The 21,804-nt window shown below is 70.8% G+C and carries 22 protein-coding genes and 2 pseudogenes; 12 read left to right on the forward strand and 12 right to left on the reverse strand.

Annotated elements, in window-relative coordinates; all coding sequences use genetic code 11:
- Window positions 1-64: 64 nt before the first annotated feature.
- The 6 genes and pseudogenes from BM288_RS05530 to BM288_RS05545 form a co-directional block, all read left to right on the forward strand.
- Window positions 65-601, forward strand: coding sequence for a LapA family protein (locus BM288_RS05530; protein ID WP_318255350.1), 537 nt, complete (start codon window positions 65-67; stop codon window positions 599-601).
- A gap of 55 nt (window positions 602-656) precedes the next feature.
- Window positions 657-1,448, forward strand: coding sequence for an alpha/beta fold hydrolase (locus BM288_RS05535; RefSeq protein WP_318255351.1), 792 nt, complete (start codon window positions 657-659; stop codon window positions 1,446-1,448).
- Between the two features lie 76 nt (window positions 1,449-1,524).
- Window positions 1,525-2,823, forward strand: coding sequence for a M18 family aminopeptidase (locus BM288_RS05540; RefSeq protein ID WP_092916755.1), 1,299 nt, complete (start codon window positions 1,525-1,527; stop codon window positions 2,821-2,823).
- Window positions 2,824-2,994: 171 nt separating this feature from the next.
- Entirely contained in the window at window positions 2,995-3,753 is a 759-nt protein-coding gene (locus BM288_RS14270) for a hypothetical protein (protein WP_143103033.1), read from the forward strand.
- Window positions 3,754-3,789: 36 nt separating this feature from the next.
- Window positions 3,790-4,704: a hypothetical protein gene (locus BM288_RS14275; RefSeq protein WP_143103034.1), complete on the forward strand. Its 915-nt coding sequence runs from the start codon at window positions 3,790-3,792 to the stop codon at window positions 4,702-4,704.
- A gap of 222 nt (window positions 4,705-4,926) precedes the next feature.
- Window positions 4,927-5,314, forward strand: a pseudogene (locus BM288_RS05545) (M18 family aminopeptidase); the annotation flags it as partial.
- A gap of 9 nt (window positions 5,315-5,323) precedes the next feature.
- Here BM288_RS05545 and BM288_RS05550 read toward each other — a convergent pair.
- Complete coding sequence (locus tag BM288_RS05550) at window positions 5,324-5,758, reverse strand: DUF4260 domain-containing protein (RefSeq protein ID WP_092916757.1); 435 nt, start codon at window positions 5,756-5,758, stop codon at window positions 5,324-5,326.
- A gap of 182 nt (window positions 5,759-5,940) precedes the next feature.
- Between BM288_RS05550 and BM288_RS05555 the strand changes: the two genes are divergently transcribed.
- Window positions 5,941-6,699 (forward strand): helix-turn-helix domain-containing protein, encoded by a 759-nt coding sequence (locus BM288_RS05555; RefSeq protein WP_092917730.1) that lies wholly within the window; start codon window positions 5,941-5,943, stop codon window positions 6,697-6,699.
- Between the two features lie 16 nt (window positions 6,700-6,715).
- Here the strand turns inward: BM288_RS05555 and BM288_RS05560 are convergent, their stop codons facing one another.
- Window positions 6,716-7,489, reverse strand: a complete 774-nt coding sequence (locus BM288_RS05560) for an SDR family NAD(P)-dependent oxidoreductase (protein WP_092917732.1) — start codon at window positions 7,487-7,489, stop codon at window positions 6,716-6,718.
- Window positions 7,490-7,724: 235 nt separating this feature from the next.
- On the opposite strand from BM288_RS05560, the gene BM288_RS05565 reads away from it, so the two are divergent.
- The 3 genes from BM288_RS05565 to nhaA all read left to right on the forward strand — a co-directional run bounded on the left by BM288_RS05565 (window position 7,725) and on the right by nhaA (window position 10,461).
- Complete coding sequence (locus BM288_RS05565; protein ID WP_092916759.1) at window positions 7,725-8,273, forward strand: small multidrug efflux protein; 549 nt, start codon at window positions 7,725-7,727, stop codon at window positions 8,271-8,273.
- 44 nt (window positions 8,274-8,317) lie between these two features.
- Complete coding sequence (locus tag BM288_RS05570) at window positions 8,318-9,097, forward strand: GOLPH3/VPS74 family protein (RefSeq protein ID WP_318255353.1); 780 nt, start codon at window positions 8,318-8,320, stop codon at window positions 9,095-9,097.
- A 104-nt stretch (window positions 9,098-9,201) separates the two neighbouring features.
- Window positions 9,202-10,461: a Na+/H+ antiporter NhaA gene (gene nhaA, locus BM288_RS05575; protein ID WP_177220266.1), complete on the forward strand. Its 1,260-nt coding sequence runs from the start codon at window positions 9,202-9,204 to the stop codon at window positions 10,459-10,461.
- Window positions 10,462-10,475: 14 nt separating this feature from the next.
- On the opposite strand, the gene BM288_RS05580 is transcribed toward nhaA, so the two are convergent.
- A complete protein-coding gene (locus BM288_RS05580) occupies window positions 10,476-11,147 on the reverse strand; it encodes a DNA alkylation repair protein (protein ID WP_092916763.1) in 672 nt (223 codons plus the stop codon).
- Window positions 11,148-11,399: 252 nt separating this feature from the next.
- Here BM288_RS05580 and mgtE point away from each other — a divergent pair, with 252 nt between their 5' ends.
- Together mgtE and BM288_RS05590 are read left to right on the forward strand one after the other, a co-directional pair.
- Window positions 11,400-12,749, forward strand: a complete 1,350-nt coding sequence (gene mgtE / locus BM288_RS05585) for a magnesium transporter (RefSeq protein ID WP_092916765.1) — start codon at window positions 11,400-11,402, stop codon at window positions 12,747-12,749.
- A 25-nt stretch (window positions 12,750-12,774) separates the two neighbouring features.
- Window positions 12,775-14,550 (forward strand): nuclease-related domain-containing DEAD/DEAH box helicase, encoded by a 1,776-nt coding sequence (locus BM288_RS05590; RefSeq protein ID WP_092916767.1) that lies wholly within the window; start codon window positions 12,775-12,777, stop codon window positions 14,548-14,550.
- A gap of 6 nt (window positions 14,551-14,556) precedes the next feature.
- On the opposite strand, the gene BM288_RS05595 is transcribed toward BM288_RS05590, so the two are convergent.
- The 9 genes and pseudogenes from BM288_RS05595 to BM288_RS05625 form a co-directional block, all read right to left on the reverse strand.
- The gene (locus tag BM288_RS05595) at window positions 14,557-16,065 is read right to left on the reverse strand and encodes an aldehyde dehydrogenase family protein (protein ID WP_318255354.1); all 1,509 of its coding nucleotides are present in this window, start codon (window positions 16,063-16,065) and stop codon (window positions 14,557-14,559) included.
- 66 nt (window positions 16,066-16,131) lie between these two features.
- The gene (gene ald, locus BM288_RS05600; protein ID WP_318255355.1) at window positions 16,132-17,289 is read right to left on the reverse strand and encodes an alanine dehydrogenase; all 1,158 of its coding nucleotides are present in this window, start codon (window positions 17,287-17,289) and stop codon (window positions 16,132-16,134) included.
- Complete coding sequence (locus tag BM288_RS05605) at window positions 17,286-18,584, reverse strand: aminotransferase family protein (protein WP_092916773.1); 1,299 nt, start codon at window positions 18,582-18,584, stop codon at window positions 17,286-17,288. Before BM288_RS05605 ends, ald begins: the two co-directional genes overlap by 4 nt.
- Window positions 18,585-18,685: 101 nt before the next feature.
- Complete coding sequence (locus BM288_RS05610; protein ID WP_092916775.1) at window positions 18,686-19,588, reverse strand: LysR family transcriptional regulator; 903 nt, start codon at window positions 19,586-19,588, stop codon at window positions 18,686-18,688.
- 21 nt (window positions 19,589-19,609) lie between these two features.
- Window positions 19,610-19,768 (reverse strand): hypothetical protein, encoded by a 159-nt coding sequence (locus BM288_RS14580; protein ID WP_318255356.1) that lies wholly within the window; start codon window positions 19,766-19,768, stop codon window positions 19,610-19,612.
- Entirely contained in the window at window positions 19,753-19,926 is a 174-nt protein-coding gene (locus tag BM288_RS14585) for a PDDEXK nuclease domain-containing protein (protein WP_318255423.1), read from the reverse strand. Before BM288_RS14585 ends, BM288_RS14580 begins: the two co-directional genes overlap by 16 nt.
- Window positions 19,902-20,476 (reverse strand): annotated as a pseudogene (locus BM288_RS14590) (DUF1016 N-terminal domain-containing protein). Before BM288_RS14590 ends, BM288_RS14585 begins: the two are co-directional and overlap by 25 nt.
- A gap of 135 nt (window positions 20,477-20,611) precedes the next feature.
- Complete coding sequence (locus BM288_RS05620; protein ID WP_092916777.1) at window positions 20,612-21,361, reverse strand: hypothetical protein; 750 nt, start codon at window positions 21,359-21,361, stop codon at window positions 20,612-20,614.
- On the reverse strand, window positions 21,358-21,714 hold the full coding sequence (locus BM288_RS05625) for a PadR family transcriptional regulator (RefSeq protein ID WP_092916779.1): 357 nt from the start codon (window positions 21,712-21,714) through the stop codon (window positions 21,358-21,360). Before BM288_RS05625 ends, BM288_RS05620 begins: the two co-directional genes overlap by 4 nt.
- Window positions 21,715-21,804: the final 90 nt, after the last annotated feature.

A 21,804-nucleotide genomic window follows, 5' to 3' on the forward strand; every position in this document is an offset into this window, starting at 1 on the left:
GCCTCCCAGCCAGCGGCGTTAGTGTGCGGCACGCAGAAAGTCTCGCGAGCAAGGAGCGCACGCCATGGAATCGAATGCCACCCCGAGCGTCCCCCGTCGCTCCGACGCCAACGGCGACGACGACATGGTCATCGACTACGGCGCCGGAGCCGACCGCACTCCGCAGGACGACCGCGCAGCGGCCGCGCCCACGCACCGTGCCGACCGGGTGAGCGATCCAGCGGTCGGCACCACCGCATCCGCCCCCACGACCCGCAGCGACGACACCGCAGGCACGCGCGAGCCCACGCGCGTCACGCTCGACCCCGCGCTCGACGCGCACCAGCGGCAGGGCATCACCGGCGGCACCTGGATCGCGCTCATCCTCGGCGCGCTCATCCTCATCCTGCTGCTGATCTTCATCCTGCAGAACAACGTGGCGGCGAGCTTCGCCTACTTCGGCTGGGAGTTCAGCCTGCCGCTGGGCATCGCGATGCTGTTCGCGGCGATCGCCGGCGTGCTGATCACGGCGCTGCTGGGCTCGGTGCGCATGTTCCGGCTGAGCCGCCGCGTGCGCCGGCTCGAGAAGGAGCGGGCGGAGATCAAGCGCGCCCTGCGCTGACGATCGCCCCTGGAGGACGGCGGCGCCCGGTGCTTGGCTGGCCTGCGTGCAGCACGTGACATCAGCAGACGGCACGGCCATCACCGTGCACCGCAGCGGGCGCGGCACGCCCGTCGTGATCGTGGGCGGCGCCTTCTCGACGGCGGCCGACGCATCCGCGCTCTCCGAGGCGCTGATCGCGCAGGGCTTCGAGGCGGTCGCCTTCGACCGTCGCGCGCGCGGCGACAGCGGCGACACGAAGCCCTATGCCCCCGAGCGCGAGGCCGAGGATGTCGCGGCGGTGGTCGAGGCGGTCGGCGGCAGCGCGATCCTGCTCGGGCACTCCTCCGGCGCGATGGTGGCGCTGCTGGCGGCCGCTCACACGGCGAATCGACCGGAGGCGGGCACCGCGATCGTGCACCTGTTCCTGTCGGAGCCGCCGATGCGCTTCGGGCAGGACGAGCCGCCCGCCGACCTGCCCGAGCGGCTGCAGGCGCTCGTCGATGAGGGCCGCGCAGGCGATGCGGTGACGACGTTCCAGCTGGAGGGCGTCGGCCTGCCGCCGCATATGGTCGAGGGCATCAAGGCCTCGCCGCTGTTCGAGCACCTGACGACGCTCGCCCAGTCGACCGTCTACGACGCGACGGTCGCCGCCGCCACCTCGACGCCAAGCGAGGCGCTGCTCTCGCTGGGTGTGCCGACCACCGTGCTGGTGGGCGCCGAGACGATGCCGGTGCTCGAGCGGGCCGCACCGATGCTGGCCGAGCGGATGCCGTCGGCCACCCTCGTGCGCGTGCCCGAGTCGCGGAACCACGCGATCGACCCGCCCGCGACGGCGGCGATCGTCGCGGAGCGCGTGCCGGCCTGACCGGTCTCGCGCGCCGAGACCGCCGCGCAGCACCGCCGGATACGATCGAGAGCCCGTCTGTCTGGAGGACCCCGCCGTGCCCGCTGCCCCGCTCACCCACGCCGAGGATCTCGCCGCGTTCGTCGAGGCATCGCCCTCGAGCTACCACGCAGCCGCCGAGGTCGCCCGCCGGCTGCAGGATGCCGGCTTCACGGCACTGGACGAGACGGATGCGTGGCCCGAGGCCCCGGGCAGGTACCTGGTGGTGCGTGACGGCGCCGTCATCGCCTGGGTCGTGCCGCAGGGCGCGACGGTCACGACGCCCGTGCGGGTCTTCGGCGCGCACAGCGATTCCCCCGGCTTCAAGCTCAAGCCGCAGCCCACCACCGGTCGGTTCGGGTGGCTGCAGGCGGGCGTCGAGGTCTACGGCGGACCGCTGCTGAACTCCTGGCTCGACCGCGAGCTGCGGCTCGCCGGCCGGCTGGTGCTCGACGACGGCGCGGTGGTGCTGGCGGCGACGGGGCCGCTGCTGCGGCTGCCGCAGCTGGCGATCCACCTCGACCGCGAGGCGAACGAGGGCCTGCAGCTCGACAAGCAGACGCAGACGCAGCCCGTCTGGGGTCTTGGCGCACCCGCGTCGGCCGACCTGCTGGCCGAGGTGGCCGCATCCGCCACCGTCGACGGCGCGCCGGTCGATGCCGGTCGCATCCGAGGCTTCGACCTGGTGGTCGCCGACTCGGCACGCGGCGCCGTCTTCGGCAAGGACGACGTCTTCTTCGCTGCCGGCCGGCTCGACGACCTCGCCAGCGTGCACGCCGGCACGGTGGCGCTCGCCGCTGCCGCCGAGGGCTTCAACGCCGAGCACATCCCCGTGCTCGCCGTGTTCGACCACGAGGAGATCGGCTCGGCGACCCGCTCGGGCGCGGCCGGCCCGTTCCTCGAGGACGTGCTCGAGCGCATCGGCCTGGCGCTCGGCGCAGACCGTGCAGAGCGGATGCGTGCGCTCGCGTCGTCGTGGTGCGTCTCGAGCGATGTCGGTCACTCGGTGCACCCGAACTACGCGCACAAGCACGACCCGGTCGTGCAGCCGCTGCTGGGCGCGGGCCCGATCCTGAAGATCAACGCCAACCAGCGCTATGCGACCGATGGCGCGGGCGCTGCCGCGTGGCACGCGTGGTGCGCGCAGGCGGGCGTGCAGAGCCAGTCGTTCGTCTCGAACAACACCGTGCCGTGCGGCTCGACGATCGGCCCGATCACCGCGACCCGGCTGGGCATCCGCACGGTCGACGTCGGCATACCGATCCTGTCGATGCACTCGGCGCGCGAGCTCGCCGGCGTCAGCGACCTGTTCGACCTGACGCGTGCCGCGGAGGCCTTTTTCGCTTGCCGCTCCTAGGGTTTCCGACCGTTCCGCGTACAGTCTCGCCGCCCCCTGTGCGGAGCCAACACCGACGGCGTCGCGGTCGCGAGTTCCATGGACTCGCGGGCGCATAACATCCCTAGAGTGACGTTCCGCTCGAGTCCGCGCCCATATCCGTTGCAGCACACGACACTATCTTTGGTGCCCATGGCAGGCACGGGCGATGTGCGAATTGTTGGCGGCTCCTATGTGCCCAGGCAGATTGCTCAAGCCCGAAAGGAAAGCGGTTCCGACAGCTGGCTGTGGGTTGCGCTCATGGCCGAGCCGGAAAATCCATTCGCGCCGAACACAGCAGTGCGAGCCGACCTGATCGTCAACGGATTGGCCTATAAATGCGGGTACCTCAGTAGCGAGGCGAGCGACGATGTGCGGTCAGCCGTTTACGAAATGCGGCGGCGCGGCTCCGTGCCAGTGTTTCCAGGGAAGATCTGGCGAGGCCAGGATCCGACTGCGCTGAGTGTGTACGCCTGGATCGCACCAGGCTGGTGCATCGCCGCCGATCCAACCCGAGGTGCAGCGCGAATCTTTCTTCCGGAACGCGACACCGCTGTGACCGCTCAGGTCACCCGGCAACGCCGGGTTGGGCAGTCGCCGGACGGTACACAGGCGCGACTCTTTGAGCTTTCACCCACGACTGGGGACCAGCGCACGCTCGGTGTCTTTTGCGACGGCGAGGAATGCGGGCGTTTGACGGAGCTCATGTCTGAACGGTTCAGCCCCCACGTGCGTGCTGCCCGTCTGGACGGGCGGGCGGCGATGGCATACGGCTCCTGGCGAGTCGACCGGGGGGACAACCCGAAGCTCAGCATTTTGATGCCTTCCTACTCCGTGCTCGATAAGGGGTGGTCGCCCTGGCTGTACCATAAGCCGAGCGCTATTTGGCGTGAATCCTTGGTTCTCGCGTAGCATCCCTTTCCGAACGGAGCTGAAGTGGCACCACGCGTGCGTGACATCGATATGCAGTACTCGCCGGATCACTTACTGCCGTATGGTATTGAAGTGTTTGACGTGAGGGGCAGGTTGTCCATCGAGGAATATGGCGACGAACTTTTCGCGACTCTTTTGGTCTCCGGTGAACAGGCACGCACACGCATTCCAGAATTCCATGAAGACGCCGAGGGGCCGTATCTCGTCATCGGAGTTCACGGTAGTAGTGCACCCGAACTCTACGACTGGGTGCTCTATAACGGCCCGAAGAAGGGTGGACGCAGCCGCCTGTCCGCAAGGGTCGAACTCGGCCGCATCAATCGGGACGTGCTCGACGACCTGCGAGTGCGCCTCTTCGCTGTCGACATATTTGATGCGGACGCCGACGCTCGCCTGCTCTCATCTCCGCCGTCCGCCAGCGTTGCGGTGGAGGTAGAAATTGACCCGACAATCGTAGACGTCAATGTGGCATCTTGCGTCGCCTACCGCATCGATGACGATGACCGGTCCGGTATTTACTGGCGTGCCTCCGGCTCATACTTTCCTGGAGAGCCGAAGTGCGTACGGACTTACCTCGCCGATGAAAACGCCGCCTGGCTACGGGAGGTGAATGGCGACGACGACCCAGTCGAATCCGAAGCAGACGACTCGGATCTTTGGTTCGACGCCGAAGAGTTCTTGGAAGATGCAAACTCCGAACCGAAGGAGAAGGTGCTCTTGCCGGTTCCTGCTGTCTGGGTAACGGCGCAGGATGATACGGGGTTCACCTCCCGAGAATTCGGCATCCCTTCCGGCGTCCACATGCGAATTACCAAGAAGGATAAGGTCCCAAGTCGCCCAGTGACATGGCTCGTCGGCGGACTGAGCGAAGACGAATCAGTGGGAGGGCGCGCGACACATGTCGCGCTCCGAATCAATTGGTGGGACTAGAGCGGGTTGAGCCGCTCAACGCCCGCGCGGGCGAAGGTGTTAACGCTTACGACTGCGCTTGCACGCACGCAACGCCGAGTGTACGACGGCTCTGCCGCTGCATCATATCCGTGATCCAGATCGGCGGAAGGGCGAGACGCAGCCTTGAGCGGCCGTGTAGTCCTTCAGCACGTCCAGCCGTTCGCCGATGCCGATGACGCGCTCCCGCAGCGCCTCGGCGCGCCCGCGCAATCGTGGCGCGTCTACGAGCGACGTCGGTCACTCGGTGCACCCGAACTACGCGCACAAGCACGACCCGGTCGTGCAGCCGCTGCTGGGCGCGGGCCCGATCCTGAAGATCAACGCCAACCAGCGCTATGCGACCGATGGCGCGGGCGCTGCCGCGTGGCACGCGTGGTGCGCGCAGGCGGGCGTGCAGAGCCAGTCGTTCGTCTCGAACAACACCGTGCCGTGCGGCTCGACGATCGGCCCGATCACCGCGACCCGGCTGGGCATCCGCACGGTCGACGTCGGCATACCGATCCTGTCGATGCACTCGGCGCGCGAGCTCGCCGGCGTCAGCGACCTGTTCGACCTGACGCGTGCCGCGGAGGCGTTCTTCCGCCGCTGAGCGCGGTCGCTACGGGCGGTGCTTGCCGATCCACCCCAGATGCGTGTGCGTGAACGCATCCGGCAGCTTCAGCCCGTAGCCCAGCATCCGATCGATCCCGACGTGGAACGCCCACGCGAGCGCGATGAGCGCGAACCACAGCGACACCGCCGGGGCGAACGAGCCGGTCACCAGCGCGACCGCCACGAGCACCGCGGGCCACGCGTAGGTGTGGATCGCGTTGTACGAGGCTGCGCCCACGGCGGGAGAGCGCAGATACCCGAGCATCGACAGGTCGAACACGAGGAAGGCTGCGAACGGGAACCACCACATGCCAGGGGCGATGACGAGCACCCCGGTGATGGCGAGCACGGCGATCAGGCCGCTCTCGATCCGCACGATCGTCCGCGGCTTCACGTTGCGGCCACCTGTCGGAACGCGCTTGCCGACGGCGTTGTATCCCATTGCTCTCTCCCTCTGCGAGTGGCGATGTGCCGATGGTCACGTGACACCGTGTTCTCGGCACAGGGTCAAGTCCGTTCGCGAGCGGAGAACGCCGGGCGCGCCCATCCCGCTCGCCGGTCTCGTGTGCGCGCGTCGGAATGAACGAGGCGAAGGCCACGTTCCACGTCACGGAGGAGCAGCACATGGCCTGGAGCACGCGTGACCTCGCTGAGATGGCAGGCACGACAGTGAACACCATCCGGCACTATCACCGGCTCGGTCTGCTCGAAGAGCCAGAGCGTCGGTACAACGGATACAAGCAGTATGGGGTTCGCCATCTGGTCAGCCTGCTGCGGATCCGAAGGATGGCAGACATGGGTGTGCCGCTGTCACAGATCGATGCGGTGAGCTCAGGCGCCGAGAGCGCGCCCGACGCGCTGCGCGAGCTGGATGTCGAGCTCGCGGCGAGCATGGAACGCCTCCGTCGGGCCCGCGACGACATCGCGGCCATCCTGAGCGAGCACTCACCGGCCGACGCGCCCGCAGGATTCGCGAGCGTCGCATCCGACCTGTCCGAGCCCGACAGGTCGATGATCCACATCTACTCGCAGTTCTACGACGAGGCCACTATGGCGGATCTGCGGCGGATGGTGGAAGTCGATGCCGACGCCGGCGCCGTCAACCACGAGGTCGACACGCTCCCTGCGGATGCGGACGAGGCGACGCGGCAGCGCCTGGCAGAGCAGCTCGCTCCATCCTTCGCGCAGAACCTGATCGATTTTCCGTGGCTGAGCGATCCCCTGGCCAACCTCTCGAAGAGCAAGCTCGTCGCTCAGCGCACGTTCATCGAAGCCCTCAGCGAGCTGTACAACCCGGCCCAGCTCGACGTCTACGCACGCGCCGGTGCCCTCGCGCAGGCGATCGTCGAAGCCGCGCGCTCGTCGAGCGACGACGCCGAGTGAGGGTCGACCCCGGGGGTCAGGTTCGGAGGTAGGAGGCGCCGTTGACGTCGAGGATGGCACCGGACGACCAGCGGGCTTCGGGCGACGCGAGGTGCACGATCGCGGCAGCGACGTCGTCCGGCGTGCCGACGCGATCGAACGGACTCTCCCCGCGCAGCGCTGCCCCGCTCGCACCGGAGAGCTTGCGCTGCTGGCGATCGGTGGAGACGAACCCGGGAGCGACCGAGGTGACGGAGATGCCGTGCGGCGCGAGCGCGATGGCCAACGACTGGCCCATCGCGTGCAGCGCAGCCTTGGTCGCGCCGTAGGCGGGATGGTCCGCTTCACCGCGGAACGCCCCGCGCGAGCCGACGTTGACGATCGCGCCTGGTGCCTCCCGAGCGATCAGGTGTTGCGCGAACGCCCAGCTCGCATGCGCGGCACCGAGGAGGTTCACCTGCACCATCAGCTGCCACGCCGCCGCCCACTCCTCGAACACCCCGTCGTCGGGCCGATGGACGTTGCCCTCGCTCGGCGCTGCCGCCGCGTTGTTGACCAGCACATCGAGGTCGCCGACCGCGCCGACCGCGTCGTCGACGAGCGCGCGTGCTGCATCCGGATCGGCGAGATCGGCCTGCACGATCGCATGCCCCGTGCCGGGGAGGAGGGCGAGGGTCGCCTCGGCGCTCGTTCGGTCGCGCCCGAAGTGCACCGCGACCCGGTCGCCGCGGGCAGCGAACCCGAGCGCGGCGGCACGCCCGATGCCGCGCGACGCCCCGGTGATCAGCACGCCCCGCCGTGACGCGCTCATGCGGCAGGCCTCGTCGATGGGCGGCACGAGCGCGGCGTGAGCGGGGTCATTGCTCCACCCTGTCGGGTGCGCGCAAGGCCTGTCCAGAGTCGGCTCGGCAACTCGACGGCGGACCGCCCGACGACGTTCGCTGAGAGCGAGCCACCGGCCCCTTGACCCTGTGGTGGGAACACGGTGCCTACTGGGCACCACGTCGAGAGCACTCGACGCATCATCCGATCCGAGGAGAACCGTCGTGACCCCCATCGAGGAGCTCGTCAGAGGCTTCCAAGCCCTTGTGGCCCAGGTGCCCGAGCTCGTCCAGCCATTCGTCGTCATGCTCGCCGGCGCCGTGCCCTTCATCGAAGGCGAGGGCGGCGGTGCGATCGGCATCGTCGGCGGCCTCAACCCGATCGTCGCCGGCGTGGCCGCGGCCATCGGCAACTTCCTGGCCGTGCTGGCTGTGGTCACGCTCACCGCGCGCACCCGCCAGGCGGTCGTGACGCGGCGCAGCAGCTGCGCTGCCGGCGGTGTCGCAACCCTCGAGGCCGACGAGCCCGAGCCCGCGCCCAAGCCCGAATCCAAGGGCAAGCAGCGATTCAAGCGCTGGGTGGTTCGCTTCGGCGTCCCCGGTGCCAGCCTGCTGGGCCCGGCAGCGATCCCCACCCACTTCACCGCAGCGATGCTCGCCGGCTCGGGCGTACCGCGCGGCTGGGTGCTGCTGTGGCAGGCCATCGCGATCGCGCTCTGGACGATCGTGATCACCACCATCGTCTGGCTCGGCGTCACCGCACTGCTGGGCTGAGCGGCTTCCCCGCGAAGAACCAGAGAGAGAAGGAGAGCAACACCGTGAACGGTCAACCCGCAGATGTCCCCTCGGGCGGCGAGCCCGCTTCGGGCGTCGAGCCCGACGACTCCCCCGCGCTCGACCCCGCCCCGTCGGCGCAGGCTGCACCCACCCTCGCCGAGGATCTGCTGCTGCTGCTGTTTCAGCCCGGCGCGGGCGGTCGCGGCTCGGGCGCTATCGCAGGCGAGGGCACGCTGTTCTACGTGCTCGCCGGGGCCGTCGTGACCGAGCTGGCGCTCGGCGGTCATGTGCGACCGGAGGGCGACGGCGGCAGTGCCGCCCGCGTGGAGGCGGTCGCCGGGCGCCCGCCGGCCGACGCGCTGCTGCACAAGGCCTGGGAGTACATCGCCGTGAAGCCGCGGGGCATGCAGACCGTGCTCGCCGCGATCGGACCGATGCTCCGCAAGCCCGTGCTCGATCGAGTCGTCGCGCGCGGCGACATCCGCCGCACCAGTCGCAGGGCACTCGGGCTGTTCGAGACCACGGTGCTCAGCGGCGACGGCGGCGAGCGCCGAGCGAGCCTGCTCGAGGCGGTGCGCACGGTGCTGGCCGAAGGCGCCGAGCCGACCCCTCGAGTGGCCGCGCTGGCGGCGCTGCTCTCGGGCAGCGGCACACTGCCGCAGTTCTATCGCGAGATCCCGTGGAACTCCGCGGTCGCCACCCGCGGCAAGCAGCTCGAGCAGGGCGACTGGGGCGCGAGCGCCGCGTCCGAGGCGGTCGTGCGCACTCTGACCGCGATCGTGGTCAGCAGCGTGGTCGTGGCGACGCAGCCGCGCACGTAGCGAGCGCGGGGGCGCGCCGTCGCGCTTAGACTGGAAGCGGTGTGCCGGGAAGCCTGGTCGGCGTGCCGCCGGGCACGAGGTTCGGCGGCGTCGAGAGGAGTCCCGTGGAACCCACCCGCACGCCCACCGGTGCACGACGCGCGCGCTTCGCGCAGCTGCTGCGCCTCGAGACCACGAGCGGCGTGCTGCTGCTGGTCGCGGCAGCCCTCGCGCTCATCTGGGCGAACTCGCCGTGGCAGGAGTCGTACGCCTCACTCATGGAGCTTCGCATCGGGCCCGCGGCGATGCACCTGGACCTGAGCGTCGCGGCCTGGGCGGCCGACGGTCTGCTCGCGGTCTTCTTCTACGTCGTCGGCGTCGAGCTCAAGCACGAGATCGTGGCAGGCAGCCTGCGCGATCCGAAGCGCGCGGCCGTCCCCGTGCTCGCCGCAGTCGGCGGCATGGCGCTGCCGGCCCTCGTGTACGTGGCGGTCGTGCTCGTCGCCGGCGACGTCGATGCGTTGAGCGGCTGGGCCATCCCCGCCGCCACCGACATCGCCTTCGCGCTCGCCGTTCTCGCCATCTTCGGCCGCGGCCTGCCCATCGGGCTGCGCACCTTCCTCCTCACGCTCGCCGTGGTCGACGACCTGCTGGCGATCCTCGTCATCGCGGTGTTCTACACCGCCTCCGTGCAGTTGTTCGCGCTGCTCGGCGCGGCGCTGGCGGTGCTGGCGTTCGCGCTGGTCGCGCGCTCGCGCTACGACTTCTGGTGGGTGCTCCTCCCCATCGCCCTGGTCGCGTGGTGGTGCATGCACGAGTCGGGGGTGCACGCGACCATCGCCGGCGTGGTGCTCGGCGCCTTCGTTCCCGCGCGCCCCGTGCACGGCCAGCGAGAGCCGCGCACGCATCGCCATGAAGCCGCCGTGCGACCGTGGTCCACGGCGATCGCGCTCCCGGTCTTCGCCTTCTGCTCGGCCGGCGTCTCGGTCGTCGACGGCGGAGGCTTCTTGCAGCTCGCCGCGCAGCCGGTGCTGCTGGCCGTCGCGGCAGGACTGGTGCTCGGCAAGCTGCTCGGGGTGCTCGGCGTCACGGCGCTGATCACCCGGCTGACGCCGCTGCGGCTCCCCGACGGCATCGGCATCCGCGATCTGCTGCCGGTCGCGCTGCTGACCGGCATCGGCTTCACCGTCTCCCTGCTGATCGCCGAGCTCTCGTTCGATGACGACGCTCGCACCGACGCCGCGAAGCTCGCCGTGCTCATCGGCTCGGGAGTGGCCGCGCTCCTGGCCGCGCCGCTGCTGCGCTGGGATGCCCGCCGTGCCCGCGCGGCAGACGAGAACAGGGACGGCGTGCCCGATGCGGTGCAGCAGCGCATCGGCGACTGAGGGGGTCGCGCGCCCTACGCCTCCTGCCGCGCGACCATCTCGGTGATCCAGATGGGCGCGAAGGGCGAGATGCAGCCGCGCGCGACGGGGTAGTCCTTCAGCACCCCGAGCCGCTCGCCGATGCCGATCGCTCGCTCGCGCAGCGGCGGCTGCGTGATGCCGATGTTCGCGAGGTTCTCGTTCATCGCCCACATCAGCCGCTCGGGCGCGGTCGCCATCTCTGCCTCGATCGTGTCGAGCATGCCCGGCAGGTCGAGGTGCTCCGTCTGCGCCTTGCGCACCCGCTCGCTCGTCAGTGCCCAGCCCGCGGCGGCGACCGACGCATCCGCATCGTCCAGCCAGCGCCGGCGGAGCGCCTCGGCGTGCGGGCCCTTCTTGACGACGTAGTTGACGAGCCAGTCCTGCACCTTCGGCGCGGGCGACTCGCGCAGCATCGCGTCGAGCTCGTCCTCGCGGAAGGCCTTCGGGCGCGCGATCAGCAGCGCCAGCAGCCGCGCGGGCGTCTCGCCCGTCGCCCACAGCGCGAGCGCCAGCTCGTGGTCGGTCTTCAGCCGCTTCGCGATCGCGCGCAGCTTGCTGAGGTTGACGCCGTGGTCGTCGCCGTGCCGCTCGTTGATCGCCCGCGCGCGGGGATCCTCGAGGGCGGCCAGCTCGGCCAGCAGCTCGGGGACCGTGCTCTCGCTCATGCATCGATGGTGGCAGACGGATGCGCGCGAGCGCACGTGCGGACGAGGGTGCGGTGCGCCAGCGCGATCAGCAGGAGCTGCTCGGCGCGAGTGTGCTCGGCGGACGCCGGGCAGGACGCGGGATTCGACATCGGCGGCTCCCTGGGCTGAACTGGTCACGAAGCGCTGCGACGACAGACTTGGGTCGATCGTCGACCGTGGCCAAGCTCCGTCGGCGCTCACCCATCGACCCGGAGGTGCATCGTGCCCAGCATGCGAGCGACCAGCGACCGGCCGTCCGTTCCCGCGATCAAGCGGCTCCTGCGCGCGGATGACCTGGCAGCGGTCTCCGAGCAGGTCGAGGGTCTGCGGCCGCGACAGGCGATCTCGCTGCTCGAGCGGCTGCCGCAGCGCGAGCGGGCGCTGGTGTTCCGCATGCTGCCGAAGCCGCTCGCGATCGACGTGTTCGACGGTCTCGACAATCCCTTGCAGGCAGACCTCGTGCATGCACTGCAGGGCGAGGAGGTCGCGGATGTCTTCGCCCGCCTCGACCCCGAGGATCGCGTGGGGCTGCTGGACGAGCTGCCGGCGGTCGTCGCGAGCAGGCTCGTGCGCGCGTTGCCCGAGCAGGAGCGCACCCGCACGTCGGCCGTGCTCGGCTACCCGCCGCGCTCGATCGGACGACGCATGAGCGCGCAGATCATCACGGTGCGCCCCGACCACACGGCCGAGGAGGCGCTCGAGCGCATGCGGCGCAACCTCGACAGCGCCGAGACGGTCTACACGCTGCTCGTCACCGACGACGAGCGCCGGCTGGTCGGCGCGCTCCGCCTGCGCGATCTGCTGGCCGCTGATCCCGCCGAGCGTGTGGCGGGCATGCTGCATTCCACGGAGGCGGTCGAGGTCGGCGAATCGGCGGAGCTCGCCGCCCGCCGCTGCGCCGACCACCGGCTGCTCGCGCTGCCGATCGTCGATGCCGAGGGCCGCGCCGTCGGCATCCTGAGCGTCGATGATGCGCTTGCCATCCTGGAGGAGGCGGAGAGCGAGGACGCTGCGCGCTCGGGCGGCTCCGAGCCGCTGCGGCGGCCCTACCTGTCGACGCCGGTGCGCAGGCTCGTCACCTCACGCGTCGTGTGGCTGTTCGTGCTGGCGATCGGCGCGAGCCTGACCGTGCAGGTGCTCGAGCGCTTCGAGGACACCATCGCGCAGATGGTGGTGCTGTCGGTCTTCATCCCGCTGCTGATCGGCACCGGCGGCAACACCGGCAACCAGGCGGCGACCACCGTCACACGCGCACTGGCGCTCGGCGACGTGACGCCGCGCGACATCCTCGCGGTGCTCGCGCGCGAGGCGCGCACCGGCGTCAGCCTCGGCATCATCATCGGCGCGGCCGGCTTCGGGGTCGCCGCGCTCGTCTACGGCGTGCCGATCGGCCTGGTCGTCGGCCTCACCCTGCTGTGCATCTGCTCGCTCGCGGCATCGATCGGCGGCATCATGCCGCTCATCGCGAAGCGCATCCGGGTCGACCCCGCCGTCTTCTCGAACCCGTTCATCACGACGTTCGTCGATGCGGCCGGGCTGATCGTCTACTTCCTGATCGCGCGAGCGGTGCTCGGGCTCTGACGCCCGGCACGGATACGCTCCGAGCATGGCGACGATGATCCCCGGCCTGCTGCGCGCGGGCGCCCCGCCGGGCGAGCGCGCCGTCTTCGACGCCCTGCGCGACCACCCCGGCACCGGCGGCTGGCTCGTCTGGCACGGCCTGCCCATCCGTCACCATGAGACGCAGATCGAGGGCGAGGCCGACTTCGTGCTGCTCGTGCCGGGCGAGGGGATGCTCGTGGTCGAGGTGAAGTCGCACGACCGGGTCGAGGTCGGTGACGACGGCCTCTGGCGGCTCGGCAACCAGGCGCCGACGCCCCGCTCCCCCTACGACCAGGTGTGGGACAACACACGCAGCATCAGGCAATGGATCGAGCGGAGGGCGTACGTCGCGCCCTACCCGATCTGGCAGGCGGTGTGGTTCCCGAACCGCGGCGGCGAGCTGGTCGCCCAGCTCGAGGCGCGCATCGACGTGCCCGCGAACGAGACGCTCACGCGGGCCGACCTCGACGCATCCCGCATGGTGACGAGCATCATCGGCGTGCTGCGCCACGGCCGCAGCGAGATCGAGCGGCGCGTGCCCGCCTTCGGCGCCGACCGCCCCGACGCGCAGGATGTCGCCGAGGCGCAGCAGGTGCTGGTGCCGAGCATCTCGTTCCACCGCACGATGGCCGAGCGGCGCGAGGAGCGCCAGCGCAGCCTGCGGGAGGCGACCGAGCGGCAGGAGCAGGCGCTGCAGTACTTCGCCGGCAACCCGCGGCTGATCGTGGAGGGCCCGGCCGGCACCGGCAAGACCAACGTGGCGGTGCGCGCGGCGCTGCTGGCGGCGAACCGCGACGAGCGGGTGCTGCTGACCTGCTTCAACATGCGGCTCGAGGCCGAGCTGCGGCACCGGCTGCGCACCCGCGACGACATCACGGTCGCCCGCGTGCACCAGCTGATGCTCGCCTACTCGGGTCTCACGCCGCCCGCCGGCGCCGACGACGCCTGGTGGAACGGCACGCTGCCGGCGGCGACGCTCGCCGTCACGCGCGCGCCTGGCTTCGCGCCGCCGTTCACGGCGCTGATGGCCGACGAGGCGCAGGATCTGGCGCGCGAGTCGACCCTCGACGTGCTTGACAGCCTGCTCGTTGGCGGCCTCGCCGGCTCGCGGGCGGTGCTCGCGGGCGACTTCACGCGGCAGGACATCTACCGGCCGCTGTCTGCCCTGCCGCTGGTCAGCGACACCGCGAACCCGCCCGCGCCTCCCGACCCGGCGAACTCGCGCCTCGAGGCCATCGCCCGGCGCGTCATCCCCGCCGCAACCATGTCGCTCAGCAACAACGTGCGCCAGTCGCCGCAGCTGGCCGAGCTCATCGAGCGCATGCTGCACACCGAGTTCTACCTCGGCTACGACCGCGGCGTCGACGAGGACGAGCCCGACGAGCCGCCGCTGACCATCCACCGCTACCGCGACGAGGCCGAGCAGCAGGCGGCTCTGCAGCAGACGCTGCTGGCGCTCTGGGACGACGGCTGGGATCCGCCCGAGATCCTCATCCTCTCCCCGCGCCGGGCATCGGCGGCGAGCCGCGCGAAGGGTGCGGTGGCGGATGCGCTGGCGCACCACGACGGGGATGCCAACGGCACGCCGTGGGGCACGGTGCACGCCTTCAAAGGGCTCGAGGCCTCGGTGGTGGTGCTCACCGACGTCGACGGCACGACGCCGCAGTGGGAGGACCTGCTCTACATCGGCGCCACCCGCGCGACCGAGCGCCTGGTGGTGCTGACGACACTGGACGAGATCGCCGATCGGGCGCCGCTGCCGGGGCGAAGCGAGTGGTGAGGACTCCTAACCGAGCCGGGAGACGATGACGTTCTTCGGCTCGCTCAGCTCAAGCACCGCGCTCGCGACGCCCTCGCGCCCGATCCCCGATCGCTTCGAGCCGCCGAAGGGCATCGAGTCGATGCGGAAGTCGCTGGTCTCGTTGATCAGCACGGTGCCGACGTGCAGCCGGTCGGCGGCGTGCATGGCGGTCTGGAGCGAGGCGGTGAAGACGCCCGCCTGCAGCCCGTACTGCGTGTCGTCGACGCGGGCGAGGGCGTCGTCGAGGTCGGCGAACGGCACGATCGAGACGACCGGGCCGAATACCTCCTCGTGCAGCACCTTCGCCGACGCCGGCACCTCCAGCAGCACGGTCGGCTCCAGGAACGGCCCGCGGCGCACCCCGCCGGTCGCGACGCGCGCGCCGTCGGCGACGGCCGCATCCACCCATTCCTCCACCCGCCGCGCCTCCTGCTCGGAGATCAGCGGCCCGACGTCGGTCGCCGCGTCGTGCTTCGAGCCGGTGACGAGCTTGGACGTGGCGTCGACGACCAGCTGCACGAGCTGCTCGTAGCGGCTCTCGTGCACGTACACGCGCTGCACCGACAGGCAGTTCTGGCCGGCGACGCCGAACGCGCCGTCGACGATGCCGGCCGCGGCCGCCTCGACATCGGCGTCGTCGCAGACCACCACGGCGTTGTTGCCGCCGAGCTCCATCAGGATCTTCCGCGCACCTGCCGATCGTGCGATCACCTCGCCCGTCGCCGGACCGCCCGTGAACGAGACGGCGGCGACGCGCGGGTCGCTCACGAGCGCCGTGCCGGCCTCGCGATCGGAGACGAGCACGGCCATCCGCCCGCTCGGCATGCCGGCGCGCAGCAGGATCTCGAGCAGCGCGAGCGCCGACAGCGGGGTCGCGCGGGACGGCTTCAGCACGACGGCGTTGCCGGCGATGAGCGCGGGGCCGACCTTGTGCGCAACCAGGTTCATCGGGTCGTTGAAGGGGGTGATCGCCGCGATCACCCCGAGCGGGGTGCGGCGGTTCCAGCCCAGCCGGCCGCGGCCGCGCGGCGTGTCGGCGAGCGCCAGCGTCTCGCCCTCGAGCAGCTGCGCCGAGCCTGCCGCCAGCCGGATGGTCTCGGCGGTGCGGGCGGCCTCACCGGTCGCCTCGGCGATGGTCTTCGAGCCCTCGGCCGAGATGATGCGCGCGAGCCTGCTCGACTCGGCGCGGATCAGCGCGACCGCGCGCTCGAGCGTCTCCCGCCGCTCCCACAGCTCCCACGCGTCGTCCCGCAGGCTGCGCTCGACACCGTCGAGCGCGCGGTCCATGTCGGCGGTGTCGCCGAGGTGGACGTGGGCGATCAGGGTGTCGTCCTCCGGGTCGGTGACGGGCAGCGAGAGGTCGGCGGTGATCCACTCGCAGTCCACGTAGCCGCCGCCGGGGATGCCCAGGGTGCTGAGGTCGAGCTCGCGATCGGCGAGGTCGACTCCAGCGATATCGACTCCGGCGATGTCGAGAGTGTCGTTCTGGTTCACGGTGTCCTCCTCCAGCTCAAGCACGGCGGCGCTGCCGCGCGTCCTGCTCCTACCGCTCGGCGAGTCCTACCGCTCGGCGAGCACGGGCTCGCGCGCGCCCGGGTGGGCCGTCGTCGCCAGGTCGGGGAACGCATCCGCCACCCCTTGGTGCACGATGCGCCCGGCCCGCGTATTGACGCCCAGCGCGAGCGCCGGGTCGCGCTCGATCGCCTGCTCGACGCCCAGCTGCGCGATGCGCCGCACGTACGGCAGCGTCGCGTTCGTCAGCGCCCGCGTCGAGGTCTGCGGCACGGCGCCGGGCATGTTGGCGACGCAGTAGTGCCGCACGCCGTCGACCTCGAAGATCGGCTCGTCGTACGTCGTCGCCCGCGAGGTCTCGAAGGCGCCGCCCTGGTCGATCGCCACGTCGATCAGCAGCGCACCGGGCCGCAGCAGCGAGAGCTGCTCGCGCCGCACCACCTTGGGTGCCGCCCGCCCGGGCACCAGCACGGCGCCGATCACGACGTCGGCGTGCGCGATCTCGGCCTCGACCGTCGCGGCATCCGACATCAGCACCCGGGCGCGGCCGTCGAGCAGCGCGTCGAGCTGACGGATGCGCGCGGGCGACATGTCGAGCACCGTCACCTCGGCCTGCATGCCGAGGGCGAGCAGGGCAGCCTGCGTGCCGACGGCGCCGCCGCCGATCACGACCACCCTCGCCGGCGCGACGCCCGGCGAGCCGCCCAGCAGCAGACCGGGACCGCCGCCGGGGCGCATCAGGTGGGTGGCGGCGGCGTGCGCCGCGAGCCGACCAGCGATCTCGCTCATCGGCTGCAGCAGCGGCAGCCCGGTGGCGTCGGCGACCGTCTCGTAGGCGATGCCGAGCGTGCCGGCATCCAGCAGCGCCTCGGTGAGCGGGCGGTCGGCGGCCAGGTGCAGGTAGGTGAACAGCGTCAGGTCGTCGCGCAGGTAGCCGTACTCGGCCGCGATCGGCTCCTTCACCTTCACCACCGTGTGGGCCGCCCAGGCGTGCTCGCGCGAGACGATGTCGGCGCCGGCCGCGAGGTAGAGCTCGTCGGCGAAGCCGGCCCGCTCCCCCGCGCCGGTCTCGATCAGCACGCTGCAGCCGCCGCGCGCCAGGTCGGCGGCGCCGGCGGGCGTCAGCCCGACCCGCTCCTCACCGGGCTTGATCTCCTTCATGACACCGAAGCTCATCGGCTCGCCGCTCCTCGTGGTCGCGCTCAACGGCCGGCCTCCTCGGTGATCGCCTGCTCGATAGCTGCGACGTAGTCGACCACCTCGCGGTCGCTGACGATGAACGGCGGGCTCAGCTGCAGCGTGTTGCCCCGCAGGCAGCGGGCGATGAAGCCGAGCTCGACAGCGCGGTCGGCGACCCGGGCGTTGTCGAGCCGGTCGTCGAGGCTGATGCCGCCCAGGAAGCCGGCGACACGCACGTCGACGACGGCCTCGCTGCGCTGCTGCAGGGCGTCGAGCTCGGTGCGCAGCACCTGCTCGAGCTCGCGCACGCGCGGCACGAGCCGCTCACGCTCGATGATGTCGAGGTTGGCGATGGCGACCGCCGCCGCGGTGGCGTGGCCGGCGTAGGTGGCGCCGTGGCGGAAGACCGGCGTCGTGGTGTCGTCGACGTAGAACGGCTCCCACAGGCGGGGCGCGACGAGCACGCCGCCGAGCGGTGCATAGCCCGAGGTGACGCCCTTGGCGAAGGTGACCATGTCGGGCTCGAGCCCGTAGCGCTGCGAGGCGAACCATTCGCCGGTGCGGCCGAATCCGGTGATCACCTCGTCGATCACCAGCAGGATGTCGTGCTCGGTGCAGAGCCGCTGCAGGCCCTCGAGGTAGCCGGGCTCGGGCGGGTTGACTCCGCCGGTGCCCTGGATGGCCTCGGTGAAAATCGCGGCGATGTTCTCGGGGCCGATCGAGCGGATCGTCGCCTCGACCGCGGCGATGTCGTCGTGCGAGACGAGCGCGGTCTCGGGCACGAGCGAGTCGGTGCCGAGCCCCTCGCGGTTGAAGTCGAGGCCGGCGATCGACGTGCCGTAGGCGTGCAGGCCGTGGTAGCTGTGCTCGCGGCTGAGGATGATCTGCTTCGTGCTGCGCCCCTCGCGCTGCCAGTGGCGGCGGGCGAGCTTGCAGGCGACGTCGATGGCGTCGGAGCCACCGGAGTTGAGGATGGCCTTCGCGCGCTCGATGGGCGAGATGGCGGCGAGGCGCTCGCCCAGCTCGATCGCCCGGTCATTGGCGTAGCGCTGGAACACGTGGTAGGTCTCGAGCTTCAGCATCTGGTCGTAGGCGGCCTGCGCGATCTCGGGGTGCGAATGGCCGACGTTGGCGTGCCACAGGCCTGCGGTGCCGTCGAAGAGGCGCTGGCCCTCGGCGGTGAAGATGTAGGACCCCTCGCCGCGCTCGATGACGAGCTGGCGGCCGAGGACGGCAGGCATCTGCGCCTGTGCCGACCAGAGGGCCGGGCCGTCGACGACGGTGCCCTGGCGGGTGTCGATGGTGGAATCGGTGAGCGTCATCGCTACTCCTTGCTCGCAGTGCGGCCCGCGCGGTGCGTGCGGCCTGCTCGCCACGCTACGAGAACGGATGCGTTAGGTACAGCGACGCTTACTGACGACGTTCAGTCAGTGTTGCTTACGTACTTCGCAAGCGCCGACGCGACCGCTGTGCGGACGGCCAGGAACGCCGGATGCTCGGCCGCGCCGGTGCGGGTGAGCAGCAGGATGCGGCGGCCGGGCTCGGTCGGCAGCAGCGGGCTGGCCTGCACGCGGCTGCGCGCCTCGCGCACGACCAGGTCCGGCAGGAAGGCGGCCGCGAGGCCGGCCTCGACCATCCGCAGGTGGAAGAGCATGTCGGAGGACTCGTAGACCACGCGCGGCTCGATGCCGGCCTCGCGGCACACGCGCATCGCCCACTGGGTCGAGGGCGCATCCGGCGGCTCCATCACCCACGGCACATCGCTGAGCTCCTCCACCGAGCCAGCCGCGTGGAACTCGGGCAGGTAGCCGCGCACCGGGTCGCGACCGATCTCGGCCGCGTCGATGACGCCTGCAGGTGCGAGCTGGGTGCCCGAGAAGGTGTCGACGACCACCGCATCCACCCGCCTTCCCACCAGCTGCAGCACGGCCTCCTGGGGGTCGAGGCGACGCAGCCGCAGCTCGAGCCCGGGCTGCTCGTGCATGAGGGTGCGCAGCGCCGCGGGCATGACCAGCCGCGCGATGGAGGAGTAGACGGCGACCGTCACGATGCCGCGCGGCTGGTGGTGCGAGGCTGCGAGCTCGGTCTCGGCGTGCTCCATGGCGGCCAGCACCGCCTCGGTGTTGCGCACGAGCTCGAGGCCGACGGGTGTGAGCTTCGCCGTACGGCCGACCTTCTCGAGCAGGGCGGTGCCGGTCTCGCGCTCGAGCAGCGCGAGCTGCTGCGAGATCGCCGAGTGCGTGTAGGCGAGCTCTCGGGCGGCAGCGGTGATGCTGCCGTGCATCGCGACCGCCCGCAGCATCACGAGGCGGTTGAGATCCAGCACAGCCGAAGCCTACGCGGGCCGTCACGAGCCGTCCTGCTCGCCTGCCTGCTCCAGCCCATCGAGCGCGTGCGCGATGCGATCGGCGTCGGGCAGCGCCGCCCGCTCCTCAGCGGGGAGCGCCTCATAGGTGTACGACGACACCGCGAGCGCGCCGTTGGTGGCGCTCAGTGAGTAGCGCACGACGACTCGTTCTTGTCGGAGCACAGCAGGATGCCCACGGTCGGCGCGTGCTGTGACCGCTTGATGAGGTCGTCGACAACGGCGACGTAGAAGCCGAGCTGCCCGGTGTACTCGGGCTTGAACTTGCCGGCCTTCAGCTCGAAGACGACGTAGCGCAGCTGCTCGGTGTGGCCTGCTCGAGATCGCGCTCGGCCGCCTCCTTGCCGAGCCCGAGGAAGTCGAAGACATACGGGTCCTTCGCGATCGCCTGAGCCAGCCGGGCATCGCGCTCTTCGAGCTTCCCGTCGAAGCTGCTCGGTGCCGCGCCCTCGCGCTCCCGAAGCTGCCCCATGATGTTGTGCTCGAGGAGCGCGCGCGACCATCCTTCTTGCGCTGCTCGGGTTGCGTACCAATCTCGGTCCTTCCGAGACTCCAGCTTGTCCAGAAGCACCGTGACATGGCGCGACGGCAATTGTGCAACGGGCTGGTGCACAATTGTAGAATCCTCACTCCATGCCTCGGCAAAGCTGCGCATGTACATGAGATTGCGTCGCGACAGCCCCGTCATCTCCGGAAACTCCCGCCGAAGATCGCGTGCCAGGCGCTCCACGACTTTGCTGCCCAGCCCGCCTGCCGCTGCTGTTCGAGGATCGTCTTGCCGATGCGCCAGTACAGCGCGATCAGCTCGGTGTTCACGGTTCGCTGCGCTCTCAGGTGCGCACCGCGCACCTGTTGCTTCAGCGTCGCCAGATCTCGTCGTAGTGCTCGGGAAGCTCGATCTCGCTCATGCCGGCGAAGGTAGGTCGCACAGCCGACATCGGCGTCGGGTTCTCCACAGCACGCCTCGCAGGCGGCGAGCGGGGGTCATGCCAGCAGGTGCATCACCCACGTGAAGAGGAGGATCACGAGCGCGAAGGCGGGCATGATGAGCGCGGCGACGCGGCGACCGGGACCGCGGGACGGCGGCTGCTCACCCGGTGCGAGCACGCTGTCATCCGCGGTGAACTCGCTCCACGAGAGGGCGGTCGAGACGGCGAGCAGCAGCAGACCCGCGCCGCCGAGCAGCAGCGGCGGCAGCTCGACCACCACCGTCGGCAGGGCGAGGATGATCGCGATCGCGGCGGCGAGGAAGAGCACGGTGCCGACGGCCCCGACCCAGGCGCGACGCACCAGGACGCGCAGCGCGCGGTCGGCAGCCAGCGCGAACCCGAGCAGCAGCGCCAGGGCGAGCGCCGCGACGGCCAACTGGCCTGCGGTGATGGAGGCGGTGGTGTCCTCGAGCCAAGCGGTGAGTGCGGCTGGCAGCGTGAACATGCCCAGCAGGCCGACCACGGCCGCGATGATCGAGCGCGCCGTGACCGGGACTGCGCGGCCGGGTTCGTCGCGCGCCAGCTGCCGCGCGTAGGCGATCGCGTCGCCGAAGGCCTCCCCCACCGCTTCGCCGGAGTCGCGCACGTGCGCCTCGACCGTGACGAGCGCGTCGCCGATGCGGTGCCCGGGCACGTCGAGCATCCGCAGCTCGAGGATGAACTCGTTCGCCCAGTCGCGGTCGACGCTGGGTGCGAGGTCGGCCGGATCGCGGCGGGCGACGGACGGCTGCTTGTCGGTGCTCATCGGGATGCCTCCTGGTCGGTGAGCGCGCCGTCGGCGAGCGCGCGGGTGGTGCTCGTGAATGCCGCCCAGCGGCGCGCCTGCTCGCGCGCGTGCTGCTCACCGGCGGGGGTGAGCGCGAAGAACTTGCGGCCGGGGCCGCCGTCGCCGGGTCGCCACTCGACCTCGACGTGGCCCGCCTGCTCGAGCCTGCCGAGCAGCGGGTAGAGCGTGCCGCCCTTCACCTCGCCGAGGCCAGCCTCGACGAGCCGCTGCGAGATCGCGTAGCCGTAGCTCGGCCCGTCGAGCAGGATGCGCAGCACGCACACGCCCAGCACGCCGCGAAGCCACTCGCTCGGCCACTGCTCTTCGGTCATGACTAGACAGTAGCTCTGACTAGTCAGGCACGTCAACTAGTGCGAGATGCTCGCGGATGCGTGTCGCCACCGCGCTCGCGTAGGTTGCGT

The sequence above is a fragment of the Agrococcus baldri genome, assembly GCA_900114805.1.
In the GTDB taxonomy this organism is placed as follows: domain Bacteria; phylum Actinomycetota; class Actinomycetes; order Actinomycetales; family Microbacteriaceae; genus Agrococcus; species Agrococcus baldri.